At 58.0% G+C, this 16,777-nt stretch carries 15 protein-coding genes and 3 pseudogenes; 10 read left to right on the top strand and 8 right to left on the bottom strand.

From position 1 onward, the window contains the following. The first annotated feature begins 23 nt into the window (after positions 1–23). A complete protein-coding gene (locus tag AAFG16_RS40580; RefSeq protein ID WP_342734407.1) occupies positions 24–737 on the top strand; it encodes a GTP cyclohydrolase I in 714 nt (237 codons plus the stop codon). Positions 738–764: 27 nt separating this feature from the next. Next, positions 765–1,283: a 6-carboxytetrahydropterin synthase gene (locus AAFG16_RS40575; RefSeq protein WP_342734405.1), complete on the top strand. Its 519-nt coding sequence runs from the start codon at positions 765–767 to the stop codon at positions 1,281–1,283. Positions 1,284–1,636: 353 nt separating this feature from the next. Here the strand turns inward: AAFG16_RS40575 and AAFG16_RS40570 are convergent, their stop codons facing one another. The 3 genes from AAFG16_RS40570 to AAFG16_RS40560 form a co-directional block, all read right to left on the bottom strand. Beyond that, positions 1,637–1,888, bottom strand: coding sequence for a hypothetical protein (locus AAFG16_RS40570; protein WP_342734403.1), 252 nt, complete (start codon positions 1,886–1,888; stop codon positions 1,637–1,639). Between the two features lie 230 nt (positions 1,889–2,118). Continuing rightward, a complete protein-coding gene (locus tag AAFG16_RS40565; protein WP_342734401.1) occupies positions 2,119–4,536 on the bottom strand; it encodes an EAL domain-containing protein in 2,418 nt (805 codons plus the stop codon). Between the two features lie 36 nt (positions 4,537–4,572). Next, positions 4,573–5,079, bottom strand: a complete 507-nt coding sequence (locus tag AAFG16_RS40560; RefSeq protein ID WP_283081855.1) for a molybdopterin-dependent oxidoreductase — start codon at positions 5,077–5,079, stop codon at positions 4,573–4,575. A 478-nt stretch (positions 5,080–5,557) separates the two neighbouring features. On the opposite strand from AAFG16_RS40560, the pseudogene AAFG16_RS40555 reads away from it, so the two are divergent. From AAFG16_RS40555 to AAFG16_RS40540, 4 genes and pseudogenes are all read left to right on the top strand, one after another. Further along, positions 5,558–5,674 (top strand): annotated as a pseudogene (locus tag AAFG16_RS40555) (Flp family type IVb pilin); the annotation flags it as partial. Between the two features lie 126 nt (positions 5,675–5,800). Next, positions 5,801–6,073, top strand: a complete 273-nt coding sequence (locus tag AAFG16_RS40550; protein ID WP_342734399.1) for a hypothetical protein — start codon at positions 5,801–5,803, stop codon at positions 6,071–6,073. 19 nt (positions 6,074–6,092) lie between these two features. Next, positions 6,093–6,665, top strand: coding sequence for a hypothetical protein (locus AAFG16_RS40545; RefSeq protein WP_342734397.1), 573 nt, complete (start codon positions 6,093–6,095; stop codon positions 6,663–6,665). 54 nt (positions 6,666–6,719) lie between these two features. After that, a pseudogene (locus tag AAFG16_RS40540) lies at positions 6,720–7,013 on the top strand (diguanylate phosphodiesterase); the annotation flags it as partial. Between the two features lie 484 nt (positions 7,014–7,497). On the opposite strand, the gene AAFG16_RS40535 reads toward AAFG16_RS40540, so the two are convergent. Next, complete coding sequence (locus AAFG16_RS40535; RefSeq protein ID WP_342734395.1) at positions 7,498–8,406, bottom strand: TIGR02391 family protein; 909 nt, start codon at positions 8,404–8,406, stop codon at positions 7,498–7,500. Between the two features lie 1,315 nt (positions 8,407–9,721). Here AAFG16_RS40535 and AAFG16_RS40530 point away from each other — a divergent pair. Beyond that, a complete protein-coding gene (locus AAFG16_RS40530) occupies positions 9,722–10,609 on the top strand; it encodes a TauD/TfdA family dioxygenase (RefSeq protein WP_342734393.1) in 888 nt (295 codons plus the stop codon). Positions 10,610–11,394: 785 nt separating this feature from the next. Here AAFG16_RS40530 and AAFG16_RS40525 read toward each other — a convergent pair. Continuing rightward, positions 11,395–11,766 carry a helix-turn-helix domain-containing protein gene (locus AAFG16_RS40525; RefSeq protein ID WP_342734391.1) on the bottom strand — a complete coding sequence of 124 codons (372 nt, stop codon included), beginning with the start codon at positions 11,764–11,766 and terminating at the stop codon, positions 11,395–11,397. Positions 11,767–12,424: 658 nt separating this feature from the next. On the opposite strand from AAFG16_RS40525, the gene AAFG16_RS40520 reads away from it, so the two are divergent. From AAFG16_RS40520 to AAFG16_RS40510, 3 genes are all read left to right on the top strand, one after another. Beyond that, a complete protein-coding gene (locus AAFG16_RS40520; protein ID WP_342734389.1) occupies positions 12,425–12,697 on the top strand; it encodes a DUF2285 domain-containing protein in 273 nt (90 codons plus the stop codon). Positions 12,698–12,860: 163 nt separating this feature from the next. Next, positions 12,861–13,055, top strand: a complete 195-nt coding sequence (locus tag AAFG16_RS40515) for a DUF6499 domain-containing protein (RefSeq protein WP_128931960.1) — start codon at positions 12,861–12,863, stop codon at positions 13,053–13,055. Positions 13,056–13,101: 46 nt separating this feature from the next. Further along, positions 13,102–13,638, top strand: a complete 537-nt coding sequence (locus AAFG16_RS40510) for a DUF2285 domain-containing protein (RefSeq protein WP_342734384.1) — start codon at positions 13,102–13,104, stop codon at positions 13,636–13,638. 247 nt (positions 13,639–13,885) lie between these two features. On the opposite strand, the gene AAFG16_RS40505 is transcribed toward AAFG16_RS40510, so the two are convergent. The 3 genes and pseudogenes from AAFG16_RS40505 to AAFG16_RS40495 all read right to left on the bottom strand — a co-directional run. Beyond that, a complete protein-coding gene (locus tag AAFG16_RS40505; protein WP_342734382.1) occupies positions 13,886–14,821 on the bottom strand; it encodes a LysR family transcriptional regulator in 936 nt (311 codons plus the stop codon). Between the two features lie 136 nt (positions 14,822–14,957). Then, positions 14,958–15,239 carry a helix-turn-helix transcriptional regulator gene (locus AAFG16_RS40500; protein ID WP_271609295.1) on the bottom strand — a complete coding sequence of 94 codons (282 nt, stop codon included), beginning with the start codon at positions 15,237–15,239 and terminating at the stop codon, positions 14,958–14,960. 187 nt (positions 15,240–15,426) lie between these two features. Next, a pseudogene (locus AAFG16_RS40495) lies at positions 15,427–15,642 on the bottom strand (transposase); the annotation flags it as partial. Positions 15,643–16,777: the final 1,135 nt, after the last annotated feature.

Below are 16,777 nucleotides of genomic sequence, written 5' to 3'. Positions count from 1 at the left end.
GTGACATTCCTCGGCAGCCGGGGATGGCACGAAACGCAGTAGGGGATAGCATGGATAACAGTGTCAAGAAATTGCGGCCGCCGCCGCACGGCGCCGCACTTTGCAACGAAGCTATCGAGGGATTTGCCGATCGAGCGGCGAAAGCCGCGATGATCGCGGAAGCGTCGCAGAAATTGGAGGAGTTATTCGACGTTCTGCGTATCGACCATGTCAACGATCATAACACCCGCGATACGCCGCGACGGGTCGCCAAGATGTTCGTTGAGGAAGTGCTGCGCGGGCGTTACGATGCGCCGCCGAAAATCACCGAATTCGAAAACGTCGAACGCTATGATCGTCTGATTATCACCGGCCCAATCGACGTGCGCTCGACGTGTGCGCATCACCTCCTGCCGATCCACGGACAAGCCTTCGTCGGCGTGCTTCCATCGCCGGAGGGCAAGATCATCGGCCTGTCGAAATACGACCGCATCGTCGAGTACTTCTGCGCGCGACTGCAGATCCAGGAGGAGCTCGTCTCCCAGATTGGCAACTACATCGTCGACGCGACCGCGCCGAAGGGGCTCGCCATCCGGATCAGCGCAGTTCACATGTGTAGGACCCACCGCGGGGTCCGCGCGAGCGAGCAGAGCCGGATGATCAACAGCGCCTTCTTCGGTGAGATGCTGCACAATCAAGATCTGAAGAACGAATTCCTACACGAGGCGCTGGCGCTGGAACGGCGCATCGTCGCATGAGCGTCCGTCAAAGACAAGGACTTGCGCATGGTAACTGGCCAGCTGTCTCAACCTTCCTCGCCGCCGCTTGCACCCGCCGCTGCCGGTCCGATCTACCGTTCGACCAAGACGTACGGTCACAGCGAAGGCTTGTCATGCTGCTTCCGGCAATGGCGCGCGACGCACTCGCATTGCAGCCTGCTGCATGGGTACGCTCTGTCCTTCGCCTTTGTCTTCGCCACGCGCGAACTCGACAAACACAACTGGTGCTTCGATTTCGGCGGCCTGAAGGAGGTCAAGGCGTGGCTCCATCACATGTTCGATCACACGACGCTGGCCGCGGCGGACGATCCGCACCTGACCGCCTTTGAATCATTGCAGCGCGCGGGGTTGGCAGAGCTTCGCGTGTTGCCGGCGGTGGGGTGCGAAGCGGTTGCAAGGTACGCTTTCGATCACGTATCGGACTATGTCGTGAAGAAGACCTCGGCCAGGGTGTGGCTTGAAAGCGTGGAAGTCCGCGAACATAGCGGCAACTCCGCGATTTACTGCAATCCGGCCGGAGCCTGACGCCACAGCGACGCAAACGTTCAGGACGGCACGACATCTTCGCGTGAATCCGTGGGCGGCGCTCAGCGCCGAGTCATGTCCCGAGAGGGCGCACGACTTCCGTCGCGAGCGGACGAAACCAATGAAAAAACGAGGGACTATCCTCTTAGAATTCGTCTCCGCAAGCCGCCTAGTCCTTCCTCGAGACGCCCATCACGCGAGAGGATCACATTTTCGATCGAACTTGCATTCCGGGTCGAGACTGTAGACTTCGCTGGGCTGGACAGTCGTTGACTTCACAAGGGGCCGCGATCGCAAGCACGTTGATGCCCAGGAGTCCGTCCAGTTCCATCCGCATGCTGCCACGCAATGGCTCACGCCTCGCGCCAGAGTTCATAATAATTAGCGAACTGCTTCATCGAGAGTTTATAGCGTACCGGACCGAGCAACGGCAGGACGAGCCGGAGCACATCGCTCAACGCCGGTCGGGTGTGCCGGACGTAAAGTTCCAGGGACTCAAGTCTTGATAGCCAATGGAATGTCGGATCGTAGTTGAGGCCACTGCTCTTGTATTGCTTGTAACCTTCGGCGATGCGCGAAACGTATTGGTAGAGATGCAGTTTCAACGCGACGGAATAATCGAGCCGAGATACTCGTCCCAAATGCTGTCGCTATGAGCCATTCAAATGCTGAATGCTACTGCGCGCGCCCATCGATTCGCCAAATAAAGGAGGCATTGTTGCCCAGCGCGCAGATATATTCCGACGTCAGCTTCACAAAAAGCTGTCTCGATCGCGAGTAGACTTGAGTAACCGTGCAACGCGGCGGGGCAAAGCGCCGCCCCGCCAACTTCCGCCTAGGCCGCCGCCCCGTGGTTCGCACCAGGCCCCAGTAAATCTGCAATCTGCTTGCCTGGCATAGGCCGGAAGAAGTGAAAACCCTGCGCGTCGGTGCAGCCGGCCGCTTGCAGGCTGTCTTTCTGTTGCACCGTTTCCACTCCCTCACCAGTTGTCTTCATGCGCAGCGTGTGCGCGAGATCGATTACGGACTGAATGATCGACATGCAATCGGCATCGGTGGTCATCTCGCGGACGAATGTCTGGTCGATCTTGATCTTGTCGAACGGAAAGCGCCGAAGATAGCTGAGCGATGAGTATCCGGTGCCAAAGTCATCAAGCGCGATCCCGACCCCGAGTTCGCGCATCCGATGCAGGGTAGCCATCGTGGTGTCATTATCCTGCAGTAGTAGCGATTCAGTGATCTCGAGCTCTAGCCGTTCGGCTGGGAGACCTGAGGCCGCCAGCGCCATCACGACGTTGTGTGGAAGGTTCGGATTCTTGAACTGCGCAGGTGACATGTTGACCGCGATCTTGACATCGGATGGCCAGCCAGCCGCTTCATGGCAGGCCTGACGCAGCGCCCAGTCACCGATCGCAGGAATAAAGCCCGCTTCTTCAGCGATGGGAATGAATTCGGACGGTGGCACAGGTCCCCGCACCGGGTGGTTCCAGCGAAGCAACGCCTCGCATCCGGTTATCCGGCCCGAGGTCAGATTGACCTGCGGCTGGTACACGAGGTGAAATTCACCTTCCGCCAGCGCAACCCGCAAGTCCAACTCGATCTGCCGGCGCGCCTGCAGCTCCAGATCCATTTCTGCTTCGAAAAAGCAGAAGGTCGCCCGGCCCGCTGCCTTCGCCTGATACAGGGCGAGGTCTGCATTCTTGAGCAGCTCATCAGGAGCATTGCCGTCGGCGAGTGCGAGCGCGATGCCGATGCTCGTTCCGATGTTGATGTGGTGTCCACCGGTCTCGAATGGTTCGGCCATCGCCCGAAGTATTCGGTCGGCACACTGGGAAATGTCGTGATTCGATGCATCGATCGCCAGCACGGCGAATTCGTCTCCGCCGAGCCGGGCAACCAGATCGATGGGCCGCACGGTCTCGCTCAGGCGTTCCGCCACAGATTTCAGCAGCGCATCCCCGACCGGATGGCCAAGCGTATCATTCACCGTCTTGAAACGGTCGAGGTCAAGCAGCATGACTGCAAACGCTCCGCCATCTTCGGCACGCTCAAGCGCCGCAATCATGCGCTCGTGAAACAACGTGCGGTTTGGCAGACCGGTCAACGCATCATGGTGCGCCATGTGCGCGATCCGCGCCTCGGCACGCCTCCGTTCCGTCAGGTCCTCATATGTTGCCACCCAGCCTCCCTCGCTGAGGGGTTGATGTGATACGCCCACGGTCCGGCCGTCGGCCAATTCCTCGAAGTAGGTCCGGGGGCGGTTCTCACGGATCAGAGGCTGTTGATTGGCATAAACCTGGTACAGGCTGGCGCCATTCTCGCCGCTCGCGGAAAGGAATTCAGCGAGATGACGCATCGGCGTGCCGGCCTTGAGGAGGGTCTTGTCGAAACCGAACATGGCTTGATAGCGCTGGTTGCAGATGACGAGTCGCTGCTGTGCGTCCACCAGGCAAAGTGCCTGCGACATGTTGCCGAGTGCAGCCTCGAACCTTTCGTTTTGCGTGCGCAGGTCACGATCGCGGCGGACAAGCGTCTCGTTCTGCCGCTCCAGCTCGGCATTGGCGAACTGCACCTTCTGATGAGCTTCTGCCAGGTTTTCCGATGTGACCCGGAGGTCGTTGGTGAGCGCTTGCATCTCGTTGTGGGCTCTCTGTAGCAGGCGATTGTGCCAGGCAAGCAAGATGATCAGTGCGATTCCACACACGATCAGCCCCGCCGCCATTGCCGAGAAGCTCCAGTGCAGGCGGATCAGCTGACGCTGATCGTCCGCGACGCGGTCGCCGCCGACGCGATTGGCAGCGGCAGCAAGCTGGGCGAGACGGGCATCCAGCGGCAGCAGGATCTCCAGCAGTCTCGGAACATGCGCCGGCTTCAGATCGTCGAGGTACGGCTGGACGGTATCAAGGGCTCGCGCGAGCGCGTCGATGGTCGCGGCGTATTCCGCATCTTCTTTCACGAACTGCTCGACCTCGCCCGTGCGCAGGAGCGAAAGTCGATTGACGATGATGTCAAAGCGCAGGCGCACCTCGTCCACGCTGACCTTGCTGTCCGGGAGGCCAAAGGCGCTTACCCGTTGCTGGAGACGCGTGTACTCCGATGTCGCCTGACCGACCAACCAAGCGACATTGTAACGCGAGACGCGCTCGAGCGCGCTTTGGCGCTCTATCACCAATGCGGAGATGTAGACGGTGGCGGCAACGAACACGCCGATGACCAGCGCGAGCAAGATCTTGATCGTGCGAAGGTTCGACATGGCTGTCATCAGTCGAGCGACACGTGAGTTTGCATGTTACTTCACGATCAGGCGGTTCACCTGCCACGCCGAGCGGCTGTAGAACTTCTGGCTTCGCAGCTCTGGGTCCGAATCGTATGGGTAGACGATGAACAGCGGCCCCTTGTCGCGGATCGGCATATATTCGCCGTCGCGCTTGATTGCAAGGATAGCATTGTATTTCGCGAAGTCCTCGACGGGAATCTCGGTGCTGTAGTCATTCAGCGCCATAGCGATCACACGCTGACCAGTGGCGCCGACGTTCTGCATCAACTTGTCGAGTCGAATGCCTTCGAACTTGACGGGCTGCTTGTACCAGGGCGTGCTGGTTTCGAAGCTCACCATTCCCATCGCTTCGAGGTCGGAGCGGCGGAAGGTGAGACCCGCTTCGGCGTCGGAGGCATTGATCTTGCCGCTGATGGTCAGGATCGGCTGTTCCTGCGCCATGCCGGCCTTGGGCAAGCAAGTGAAGGCGAACGCCACGCAGGCGGTAACAACGAACGTTTTAACTGCGACGCGGCGCATCTGAGTCGGCATGCGGGATCTCCCGGAGCGGTTGGTTAAACGTAGCGATGAACTAACACTGCGCCTCTGCTGGAATTGCTAAAGGCGCCGCTCATGTGCCGGCTTTTTGCACTTGAGAGTGACTCGTTTCCTAAGGCGAAGTCGACAAAGCCGCATCACTTCTGTGTCGCCGCGAAAGCGGCTACTTGAATGCAGCCTCGAGCCTCGGAGCTGCTTGGGCGACAAGCCCGAATTGGCCAGCCCGAAATTGCCACCTGTACCAAATTACGGCTATGACTTCGCCGATAAGAGGTTGACCGCGGCCTTACAGAGCGCGCGCATATCTCGGTCCGTTCCGTACAAAGTTTGCACGCCAATAACGAACGAGCGTTTGCTGACTTTAACAAATTGCTGGAAAAGTCCTGAGGCTTAACCTTGGGAAGGGGCGCACCGTGAAAATCCTAGTTCTTGTTTACGCGATGAGTCTGGAGCTACCGCCATAGAATATGGGTTGATAGCGGCGGGTATCTCACTTGCTATCATTGCAGCTGTGAATGGGCTGGGCACGAAACTCAGCACGAAGTTCGGTTCGATTAGTAGTTCTCAAATAATCAAAGGCCGCCTTGGTTTGGCGGCCTTTCGTTTTCCCACTACGAAAGCAAAGGAGCGGTCCCCGCTCAGGGACAACTAGGGCTGCTTAGGGATCTTTAGCGGAAGTGTTCCTCGTCATAGGGCGTCACTCTTGCGCCTGTATGCGCGCCGACCGCCGGGCGACATCGCTCGACGTCTTCACCGCCGAACTGCTGCTGCCCTACCAGTGGTTCAAGCCAGGGTCGACAGCGCCGGCACAAGACTCGCCGCGATCGGCGAACTGGCCGACGAGTTCGACGCGTCGCTGCTTTCCACCGGCTCGCGATTCGCGACCTTCTCGCGCGAACTTTGCGCCTTTGTCGTCTCGGAAGGGGGCAAGATCCGCTGCAGCGCCCGATCGGCGCGCGCGCCTCCGTCAGGCTAAGGTCTGGATCAGACTGGGTGTGCCTCTGCCGGCCGATTCCTACAGCGTGCGTGTCCGCGCCGGCGAGAGCCTATCCGGCCTCGAGGAAGCCGAGCCTGATGCGCGGTTCGAGGATTGGGAGCGTGACGGGGCGCTCATCGAAGACACCCGTCATCTGGGGCAATGGGACCAGACGCTGATCTTGCTGTGGTTCGACGACAAGGAGTCGGTACCGCCGGCACCCGAACGAAAGCAATGGGACGTAGATGCCCCGCCCTACCTCGCCAAGCGGTTCTCTAAACAGATCGGCTGGCAGTTCGGAATGATGATCCACTGGTACGTTCACCTCGGGACAGCTGACACGCCGGACGTGATCTGGAAACTTGGCGCAATTCCCTTGTCACCGACGTCCGGCGGTACCCACTTGAGGCTGGGAGCAACCTTAGATTCTTCGCGATCCAGTTTCTTCTCCTGCATAAATGTGGGCATGTGGCGGCTGGAGACCTGTCGATCGAGAAGACAACGGATGCAAGTCACTTCGAGGTGGAATTCGCTGCTGATGGATCGAGGCCTGACGGATGTCACTGCCTTGCGATCCTGGGCTATCAGATAAGGCAGGTACGACATGTTGAAGGTTGTGGTAGCCTCGAAAGCTCGCCGATAGCAGGTGAGCAGCGCACGACGCTTCGTTACCAGCGCGTGCAGCAGTGCGAACGAGCTGCAGGCCGGGCTCGCCACCGATCTGCCGGACCTGATCCTGCTCGCATCGCGGCCTACCGCCTCGAGCTCGGTCAATCCTTGGAAATTCTGGTGCGGGAGGACTTCGAGGGCAAGGTGCTCGTTATGGCGCGCGCGCTTCAATCATCGTGGAGGCGGTGCAGCAGGTGGGCAAGGAATACGGCCTTGCGATGTTGCCGCCGCTCACACGCCCGTTGCCGCCGACACGCTGCGCGAGCGCGTGGATAAAACTCCGACAAAAGTAAGCCCGGTCCGCTTCGCGAGTGGGCATTTCATTTTTCTGGAACCGTCTGAAATGATAGAGCTGCCCGCAAGCCGCTCTCGCTCCGCGAGAGCGTTAGCCACCGACAAATGGGCAGATACCAAACGCATGTGTCGCCCCTTAATTGAGAGATAACATCCCATCGGCTGATAGTTGTAAACGATAGAACCTTCTAGACACCCCGTCGTATTCCCTGAAGCCAGGAGCGCCGGTCACCGGTTCGGTAATGCTTGCATCCAGCGGCGGCAGGCCCGCCGCCTGGATGTCGGCTGTGACGGCAGACCGGGTATGACAGAGATCAGGCTAAACCGTCTTGATTGGCCCCAAGCCGAATAGGACGGTGTCGGTCGCGAAGGGCCATAACGTGCACTTCGGTCATGCCACTCAGTGCGAAATTGCGGTCCGAAAAGTCGCCTGGCTATGCCGATCGTTCGACAGCATCACATCAAAGCATTGCCCAATAGCCAACCACTAGCGGCTGTAACTTTCCGTTAGGGCTCAATTTGTCCACGATATCTGGAAGATTCTCAGCGGTAACGGCCAGCATCTTATCCATCGCGAAATCAAAGTACATCGCTAGCTGTTGGACCTGATCATTGCCCAATGCTGCGCGAAGCTGATCAGCTGTGATCGGCAAGTTCTTGCCCTTACCGAGCCACGACGATACTTGCTTACCAAGCTGGGACTGCTCGAGCTTGTCCAGCAAACCCTGCATATCCTTTAGGTTCGTGTTAGCAAGCGCCGCTATTAGCTGGTTATAGACGGAGCGATGCTTCAATTCTCGCATCGCCTTGTGAATGATCGTTTGAACCTCTCTCGGCGCTAATCCGAATTGTAAACCTATTTCTTTCAGCGAGCGCCCATCGTTCATGTCGATCGTAAACCACATGCGTAAAATTCTCTCCTCTTGCGGGGTAAGCGGCTGAGAGGCGATCGAAGCAAACGTGCGAGCTGCGCTTGCATCGACAATTCGCAATAGGTGGTTCGCGAACATCATTATCTCGGCTACTTCAGCCGGATTGTCGAGCAATACGTCTCTATGCGAATGAGGATTCTTGTAAGAGCCGATAGCTCCGGCGAAAAGGTCGCTGCGGGCCTGTCGTTCGGCAGATTCTGCACTATAATCCGACAGCGGGCCGCCAAAAACATCGAACGCCTTGCGCATCAAGGACATCCCTAGATCGCTGGGCGACATACCAGCAGCGTCGCGCACGGCCACTTCAACGGCTTTCATTGCAAGGAAGACCCCGGCGCCGTAGTCTTCGTGCTTAAATGAGCGCCAGGCTTCACCCAAACGAGGGTGCAAGCGTTTGGGCGACAAATGGCGTGCGGCTGCTGATTTAGATGTCGTCAATCAGGAGTCCTTCAAATGAAGCGACATTGCCGATTTGAGGCAGACAACCCGGCCACTGCGCTGACGGCCAAGATAGCATCGCAACTGGTAGAGGAGTAGACGCGAAGGCGCCCGACCCGCGAGCGCCTGGTCAGTCAGCGTACCGGCATCGCGCCGCCGTGATCGAGTTTGTCCAGTCTAAATTTCCTCATCGTCGCAGTGCCCGTCTCCCCGGTTTCGTCGAGCTATCGGCGGGTTCACCGGGCCTTTTGCGTCGGCGCTATGGAGAGCCTCCAGCGAGTGCTTTTTAGTATGAAACTGACAAGAGTGCTTCACAATTGTGGAGGTGAGTAAGAGAGGGCGATCATGAGGAAGATGAAAGCCCGGCTTGTGAATCTGAAATCTGGCGTGGCGTTCAGTGTCGTAAAGGCAAAAACAGCCAGTAGGAATTTGCGGCTTGCAGTCTGAGAGCGCAAAAGACGCCTTGTTGTCTCAGGGGAGCGATATTCCTCGGCGGTCGGGCTCTGTTTCTATTATGTGTGCTCAACTGCCACAAAGCCAAACGGCATGCACTCAGTAAGGAAAATCTACCGTCTCCGGGCGGAACCAAAGGCGGTCAGCGCCGGGGCACCTGCATTCGTGCCAAGTGCAAATTTCGGAGAAAATGGAGGGATTGAGTCCATTGTTAAGCTGCATCGGAAGTTGCAGCCTCCTCGCTTTGCGCGGCTCTCCCGCTACTCCAAGTGATGACAGCAAGATCAGCTGATCAAACAAGCCGCTCAATGAACAACTCTAAGTCGCAGAAAAATGATTACGAACCCGTTGAAGTAGTTGAGGAAGTAGTATACAGCTTTAGATAGAGCTAGCGTGTACATCTAGAGATAGAGCTAACTTTCAAGGCCATTCCAATCTTCATCGTGCCCATGAGGTCGCGCGGGTTGAATGAGGTCCAGCGCAGTCGTGTTCAAGGATTTTCCAAGCATGAGTTCTGAACGAGGAGAACGTTGCGCGAGCTCGAAAAGAAAGCTGGTTTCGTTTCATAGACTGGACATGGATTGCGTCTATGATCTGCACTGTTGATGAGGCTGCAAATCGATCTGGGGGCCTCATATGCGAGTGTCCTGCGATGAGGACGGCACTAGCCGTCTCGACACGCAGAGGGAGTCGGATTCTAAGATGCTGGTGGTGTGTATCAGAATTCAGCCGCCTAATTGAGCGGCGCGGTGATCCTAGCTCAGACAATTCGGATCTGTACGTCCAGCTGGTTTTGCCGGGTTTGTCACCAGACGCGATCACCACTGAGCTTGTTTGGACATGCACAGAAAGAGGCGCCGTCATGAGTGGAACAATGGCTCTTGAAAATGTCATTCCGCGAGCAGATATCGTCAAGCACGCGGAGCGGCTTGGTGCCGAAATCAAGAACATTGCGCTGTCGGACGATTTGCCTGACGATGTCATCGTAGCGTTCAACCGGCTTCTGCTAGAGCATAAGGTCATCTTCTTCCGTGATCAGGGACATCTCGACGATGCACAGCAGCAGCGCTTTGTGCGCCGGCTCGGCTCGCTGATACCGAATCCCGCAATGGCGGACACAATGCGCGGTTCAACGATCCGGCAAGAGCTGTCTGATCGCGGCTGCAGTCATCTCAACCAGATGAACGATGAGCAGGTCCGCACAGCCATTTCGGTGCTGCGGCTCGCAGCGGACCCGCCTTTTGGTGGCGACATTGCTTGGTCGAGCAGGGCGGCCGCTTATCTTGATCTTCCCGATCCCCTGCGGATGCTCGCAGATAACCTCTGGGCTGTGAGCTTCGTCGCATCTGATCTCACTGCGTCAGAGAGGGCCAGCGAAGCCAACAAGCGGCGTTGGTACGGCGTATCCACCGGAACGATCTACGAAACGACACATCCGATTGTTCGTGTTCATCCCGAGACCGGCGAACGCATGCTATCGCTCGGTCGTTCCGTGAACAACTTCGTCGGCCTGCAGCGCGATCCCAGCCAAAGACTGTTTGAACGGTTGCAATCCTATCTCATTGCGCCCCGGAACACCCTGTGCTGGAACTGGAAATCAGGCGACGTCGTAATCTGGGACAATCGCGTCACTGAGCCGTATCCTGTCAACAATACCGGCAGTCCTCACTGGGCCATGGACCAGCTTGCGATTGACGCCCGCGTACGGCACGTGAAGAGGCCAAAATCTAGGGCCGCAAAGGCTGCCTGACATTGTCCGCATCTCCCGGATTTCGCAAGACGCCGGGAGACCTAACGCTAAGTTGCGGCCCTGCAATGTCGAGCGGAGCCGGGTTTCTTATGCGCCAGACCGGCTAACGGGCGCAGCTGCCACCTGCTCAACTTCTTCCAGGCCCAATAGCATTAATCTTCAGGCATCGTCTCTGTTCGCCGGTCAAACCGGTGACACTGCGTTTTTGATGATCTGATGAAACCGTTGGCTCTCGCTCGGCGAGCAGCATCCCCTTCATCGTATCGGGATAGTCAGGCCGGGGGTAGCTCACACCCAATTCAGAACATATTCGCCACCATCCCGCGACGCGTTGGAGGGCCCTGATTCACCGCATCCGGCGCCGGTTGAAACTATCCCGCTCGCGATCGTGCCGGCGTCTTACGTGTCCCGTAAACAGACCGCCGGTCGAGCCTTCCAGGAGCGCCTAAATTGCGCCCATGCAAGGAAACCACACTTTCCCGATCTTCGGCCAGCGAGAGGTCTCATCCTCAAGCCGCACACCAGCTTGATCCTCCGACCGACAGCTCTAGACGAGGGATCTGCTCTCATGCTCTTGCGCACCAGGGTAGCAAGTCCCTCCATGCCCTTGCGGAAGTCTCTTGGTTGCCGCGTTGCGATCACCCGGACCCCACCCGACAGCCGACCACAGCTCCAAGCAGACTCTTCGAAAACCTCTGTTTCAAGCGACCGTCGGTAGGTTTACGGCGAGCGGGGCGACCCTCATTTTGAAGAATCGGCCTTATGACCGGCTGCCCCGGGGGTCGCTAAGCGGAACCCTGCTGGACGACATCGGCTGGAGCAGGAGATCGGAAGCGTCGGCTGTAGATCGATGAAGCATGTGGGCCGCTCCGGCTCGCTTCTCCCCGCGTTAGCTGAAACATCGCTCTCACAATAATTACCTCCTGTTCTGACAGGGGGCGCGCCGGTTTGCGTCGGGCTTGGGGCGTCGCATCCTTGACCGGCTCAGCGAACAATTCGGACAAGTGAACACCCGAGGGCACGGCGATGCGGTCCAGGAGCTCAATGGTCGGGTTCTCTTTCTTCTGCTCAATGCAGCCCATGTATGAGCGGTAGATCCCGGCATCATTGGCCAATTGCTCTTGCGGAATGCCGCGCTCTACGCGGATCCGGCGCACACTCCAGGCCGCAAGCGCACGAGCGTTGATGCGCAGAGGCAGCCATTCCGATGATTATGAAACCACTGGTTATAGCCGGACTGTTACGATAAGCTCGGAGCAGCAGTGGCTGTGCTGCCCAATTGCTTCGAGGAGTAAGGCAACGGTGAGATGCAGACGCAGCTAGCGCGTGCCCGCCTTCTCGTTGACCATCACAAGCGTTCTCGCGGGGCCATAGCTTGCCATTAGCGGCAGAGAAGAAATCGCGTTCAGAGCAACCTGCGGCGTTTTCCCGGGACCGCGACTAGATAGGACGAATCTTCAAATATGGCTCGAGAGAGAAACGAATATTCTTCAATTGGCCGATTCTGGTTATTGCCTTTCACGAGTGCGACCGGGCCGGTCACTGGGGACCACCGTGCCTTCGGCCGAGGAACAGAACAGCAAGGACAACCTTGTTATCGGGCACATCTGCAATCGCTTCCAGTATGGACTGCGATGAAAACGTGAAAGCGCAGGATGGAGGCCACCAGGTCAGTGTGAGCCGATATGCGATTGCCGTCTTGGCGCGAAAAGGAGGTTGGCGTGCGACCATTGGGCAGGTACCAACACGACCTCAAACTAGTTATCGTTGCTCTGATTTCGGTCGATTTTTCAGCTGGGTAGGAGTTTTCAGGCAGTGCCAGCCGAGCCGAAGGTCGCAGAATTGGCGCCCACCGTCGACGAGCTTACGTCATATGACAAGGAGCACGCTGTTGCCTACATGCGACTTCTTGATGCGGACGCGGACAAGGCAGACTGGCGCGAAGTCGCGCGAATTGTGCTTGGGCTTGACCCCGCCGTTGAACCGGATCGTGCGCGACGCACATTCGAAAGTCATCTGAAGCGGGCCAAGTGGCTAGCGGGCCACGGCTATCGCGATCTGCTACGTAGCGGTTGGCCAAAACAATGATCAGCGCGGATGTCAGGATCGCCCGAATGCCTCGCGATCGCAAAAGTTGATCATTCCATCCATTAAGTGCGTGCAAGGCGCGCACACGGTAAGGAAGCACCGGAAAGAGCCACAATCATCGGGTGCATTTCGCCGCGTCTGAAGATTATGCGGGAAGGGTGCGATGCCGGATACTGACTGGAGATCTGAGGAAGCGTACAGCGGCCTGAAGAAGGCGGATGCTGCCGACCTGGCCTGGGAATGGCTGCGCCGGGATCGCGACTACCAAGAGGATTATAAGCGGCTATCTCGCCGCGAACGTTCAAGCGCAGCGGCGGGCCAGTTCCGACGCAAGTGGGGGCTCTCGTTTTCCTGCTGACCCGCAAAGGACTTTCGACGAGCATTCAGTCTTTTGGGCACCCGAGGTGCTGCCGACCGTACTGGCTGTGCGGCCGGCCAACTGCATTGCACCCAAAAGCTATCAGCTCGCTTTCGACAATCTGCCGGGCGGCGAGCTTCGCCGCGCGCCGGATGGATGGCATGCGATCGTGCCGCTCGGGGGTACGAAGCATCGCCTTTGGCTGAAGGAGCCTCCAGTGAGCGGATATGCTGTCGTCCTTGATCTTCCGCTCGACGCCGATTTCGAGCTTCGCTTGGGGGCTGCACGTCGATTTTGGCTCGCCCTCGAGCGTCGGCCGCTCGGACAGCCTCCTCTTGCTATGCCGGCTTTGAAGCAGCGTCGGCTGATCCTTGCGCTGCGCGCAGTGGATGGATGGCAGGAAGGAAATAGCTACCGCCAAATTGCGCAAGGCCTGTTTGGAAGTCATCGTGTGGCCGAGCGCGCCTGGAAAACAGACGATTTGCGCAGCCGAACCGTTCGACTTGTTAAGCTAGGGCGTCGCCTCATGCGCCTTCGCTGGCGAGCATTGCTCAACAAACGCAGGGGCAGGGATGACAAGTAGAGGGTTGCGGCGCGATAAGCGGCCTACCTTCCGTTCTGCCGGCCAATTCTTCTGCTGCCATGGCACGATGTCGGATAGCATAAAGACTTTGCGCTCAGATCTCTCATTGTGGGCGTCTTGATTATTGCACCCGAGCGGCGCCATCTGGGTAGGCTTTGACGGCTATGCTGGAATAGCTTCTAACTTGAGCGCTCTCGACTTGAACATTGATCTCCTGCTGTACCGGATTGAGGGAGACCGCTAGACGTCAGGCAGCCTGTGCAAGTGCGACCTTCTTGCAAAGCCGAGCCAGCCATCGGCAGAAAGAACGTGCAATCTCGGGGTGCGCGCTGCGATCCACAGCATAGGCGCGATATTGCATGCCACTTGGAGCCCGGGAGCCGGGGACGATCTGCAAAGCGCCCCCTCGCACCAGATCACTGACGATGATTTCCGGCGCGACAAGAAGGCATTTTCCTGTCATGACGGCCGGCAAAGCAAGATAGTTGTGATCATACCGTGCGCCCGCTCGTATGTCACTTGAAGACAGGTTCATGGCTCTCAGCCATGTCGGCAGGATGTCGGGACGGGACGTGATGTTCAGTATAGGGGTTGAGCGGACAATCGAGAGCTCTCTGCCCCCGACGAGCTTTGGCGGGCCGACACACACCAGCTCCTCTTTGTAGATCTCCCAACTGTCGGCGGGTTCGATGACGGAAAGATCCCGTGTAATCAAAATATCGAAATCATCCGAAGATGTCGGCGGCGCCAGCGAGCTGACGATGTCCACGATCACGCCACCGGCTTCAGAAGAGAACGCCTGCAGATTTGGAATAAGAAGAGAGAAAGCAAAGGTCGATAGTGACGTGCGGACCACAATCCGATTGCCTCCTGCGCTTGCACGGCGTCGCATTCTCTTCGCGGTGAAGCCGACCGTTTCGATCGGTTCAGAGACTGCGTTTGCGAATAGCCTCCCAAACTCGGTTAAATCACTGCGCCGTCCACGCCGCTCGATCAGGTCAGCACCCAGATAGTCCCGCAGTACAGACAAATAGCGGCTGACTGAACTCTGTGTTGTTCCCAAAGTGGTGGCGGCGCGCGTGACGCTGCCTTCGCGGGCAACGGTCACAAAAGCGCGGATGGCGTTCAAAGGAACTTCGTTGTCTTGAGCCGCCACTGTCTGCTCCGGCGCCAGAATGAACATTCATCACATTACTCGATGTCCACAGGGGGATTGCAGCTTATAAAGGGTCGGTTGCGCTTAAACTCCACGCTAGGCCACTGATAGTGGTCCAGGACCGCAGAAGATCTGCGTCAACAGCTCGGTGCTGTAATGGGGGCTACGTCTTTTTGCGGCGTGCCGACTTCGGCTTGCGACCTTTAGGTAAGGTAGCGGGCGGCGGCGCACCCTTGGACGGCCGAACAAACAGCTCCGAGACGGCCACGCCGAGCGTCTCGGCCAGGCGATCGAGAAGATCGATTGTCGGGTTTGCCTGTTGGCGCTCAAGTCCGCTCATGTAGGAGCGGTCAATACCTGCATCGTAGGCCAATTGCTCTTGCGGAATACCGCGTTCGACGCGGATCCGGCGCACATTGTAAGCCACAAGCGCACGAGCTCTCATGCGCGGAAGCAGCCATTTTGATGGTCATCAAACCACTGGCTATAACCTACCTAAAAACGCCTCAAACTGGAGGTTTTGATCGAATTATTCGATGTGTGTCACCGAACGCCGTTCCGGACGCTACTGGGGCGGGCCGCACAAGCGCTGGTATGTCGACCGCCTACCAATGTGCGGCGGCGCAGATTTTGAGCACGGTCTCTGGTAGCCGCCGCTTCAGCCGCGTGTTCTCGTCCCCGAACGTCTTCAGCCGCTTGGCCTCGGATACCTCCCCGTCCCGCCGAACTTGGCCTTCCATTTGTAGCGTCGCTGACGCCATGCTTGCGGCACAAATCGGCGAGAGACGCCAGCCTCATGCTCCTTTCAAATCCCGATGCTGCTCTTCCGAGAAGCGACTGCGCTCTATGCTCCGGTTCTTGTGGTGGACCAGAACGAACTTCAAACTGGATTAACCCCCTGGGGCAAGGTCAAAATTCGGCAGCGCTGATAGTCGTTTGAACCATGAATGAGCGCGATGGCGAGTTCGCCATCGAGAGCGATCGCGATGCCCAAGAGGGGGCAGCGCATCGGTCTATCGGACCCACGCTCTGTGGTCACAAAACCACGATCCACGCGCAGATAGCGTCAGCTGGTAGTGACCGCGATCAGTATGCTGGCGCCGAGAACACTGCGAAGAGCTCCGCAATATGTCGCTCAGATCGATGTGCCCCCACTCATCACCGACCTGGCGCGTTGCAATGTTGCCGAGCGCATAGCGAGTTTTCGAGTCACCTGTTGCCTCGGACGGTTGTGTCTCCATTTGATCACAACGGAGGAGCCAGCCTGCACGTTTGTTCGTTTCGTACAAAGTTATTGCGCCTCTCACGAGCTCGATCAGGCATGATTGGCGCGAGCGGAATCATCCGTATCGCGACGCTAGTTAGCTCGTCGATCCATCGGTAGCGTTCGAGAGGGCGCCGCAAGTCATGATGAATTGGGGGCGAAAGTAGTTGGACGTCGTCGGAAAACGTCGACCCGACTTCTTTTGCGCAGACTTCGGCCAGGGCAGGACTGCATCGATCTCGGCTGTTGATCCGACCGTTACTACCAGAGTAACCTATATAATGTCGGCGCCGCCCTTACGTCAGTGGCAGGCTGTTCTGGCAACTTTGGCGCCAATGACCTTGGCGCAACGAGGCTCCTGATATCCAGGGCTCGGCCCGCGCCGATCAGGCTTGGGGCTTTTTTCAGGCCTCGGTCGCAGCGCATAACAATCATGTTGCGTACTACGGTGCGTACCGAGCCGAGCCGTCATCCGGGCGACAAGCGGAGTTGGGCTGCTCAGCTGGCATCGCCCATCAAGAATCTTCCGACCGGCTCCGGTGACACCATCAACATGCAAGCGGTCTACACCGATGGTGCTACCCGCTACAACTTCCAGATCTTGATCTTAGCTCCGCAGCACTTTGCTATGTTTGGCAGTGCCAGCGTGCCTGGTGCCTACCAGAGCATTGGGCTTGCAGCCGCTGCTTGGACTGCCTTGAACGCCGGCGACCGGACGC

It is taken from the genome of Bradyrhizobium sp. B117 (genome assembly GCF_038969555.1).
Classification (GTDB): domain Bacteria; phylum Pseudomonadota; class Alphaproteobacteria; order Rhizobiales; family Xanthobacteraceae; genus Bradyrhizobium.
Note: the sequence above shows the minus strand (reverse complement) of the source record. Positions and strands in the feature narration are given on the sequence as shown.

Bases quoted from the DNA above. Each gene is read 5' to 3' on its own strand.
- AAFG16_RS40580 (WP_342734407.1), top strand. From the start codon at position 24: ATGGCACGAAACGCAGTAGGGGATAGCATGGATAACAGTGTCAAGAAA.
- AAFG16_RS40575 (WP_342734405.1), top strand. From the start codon at position 765: ATGGTAACTGGCCAGCTGTCTCAACCTTCCTCGCCGCCGCTTGCACCC.
- AAFG16_RS40565 (WP_342734401.1), bottom strand. From the start codon at position 4,536: ATGTCGAACCTTCGCACGATCAAGATCTTGCTCGCGCTGGTCATCGGC.
- AAFG16_RS40560 (WP_283081855.1), bottom strand. From the start codon at position 5,079: ATGCGCCGCGTCGCAGTTAAAACGTTCGTTGTTACCGCCTGCGTGGCG.
- AAFG16_RS40530 (WP_342734393.1), top strand. From the start codon at position 9,722: ATGAGTGGAACAATGGCTCTTGAAAATGTCATTCCGCGAGCAGATATC.
- AAFG16_RS40515 (WP_128931960.1), top strand. From the start codon at position 12,861: ATGCCGGATACTGACTGGAGATCTGAGGAAGCGTACAGCGGCCTGAAG.
- AAFG16_RS40505 (WP_342734382.1), bottom strand. From the start codon at position 14,821: ATGTTCATTCTGGCGCCGGAGCAGACAGTGGCGGCTCAAGACAACGAA.
- AAFG16_RS40500 (WP_271609295.1), bottom strand. From the start codon at position 15,239: ATGAGAGCTCGTGCGCTTGTGGCTTACAATGTGCGCCGGATCCGCGTC.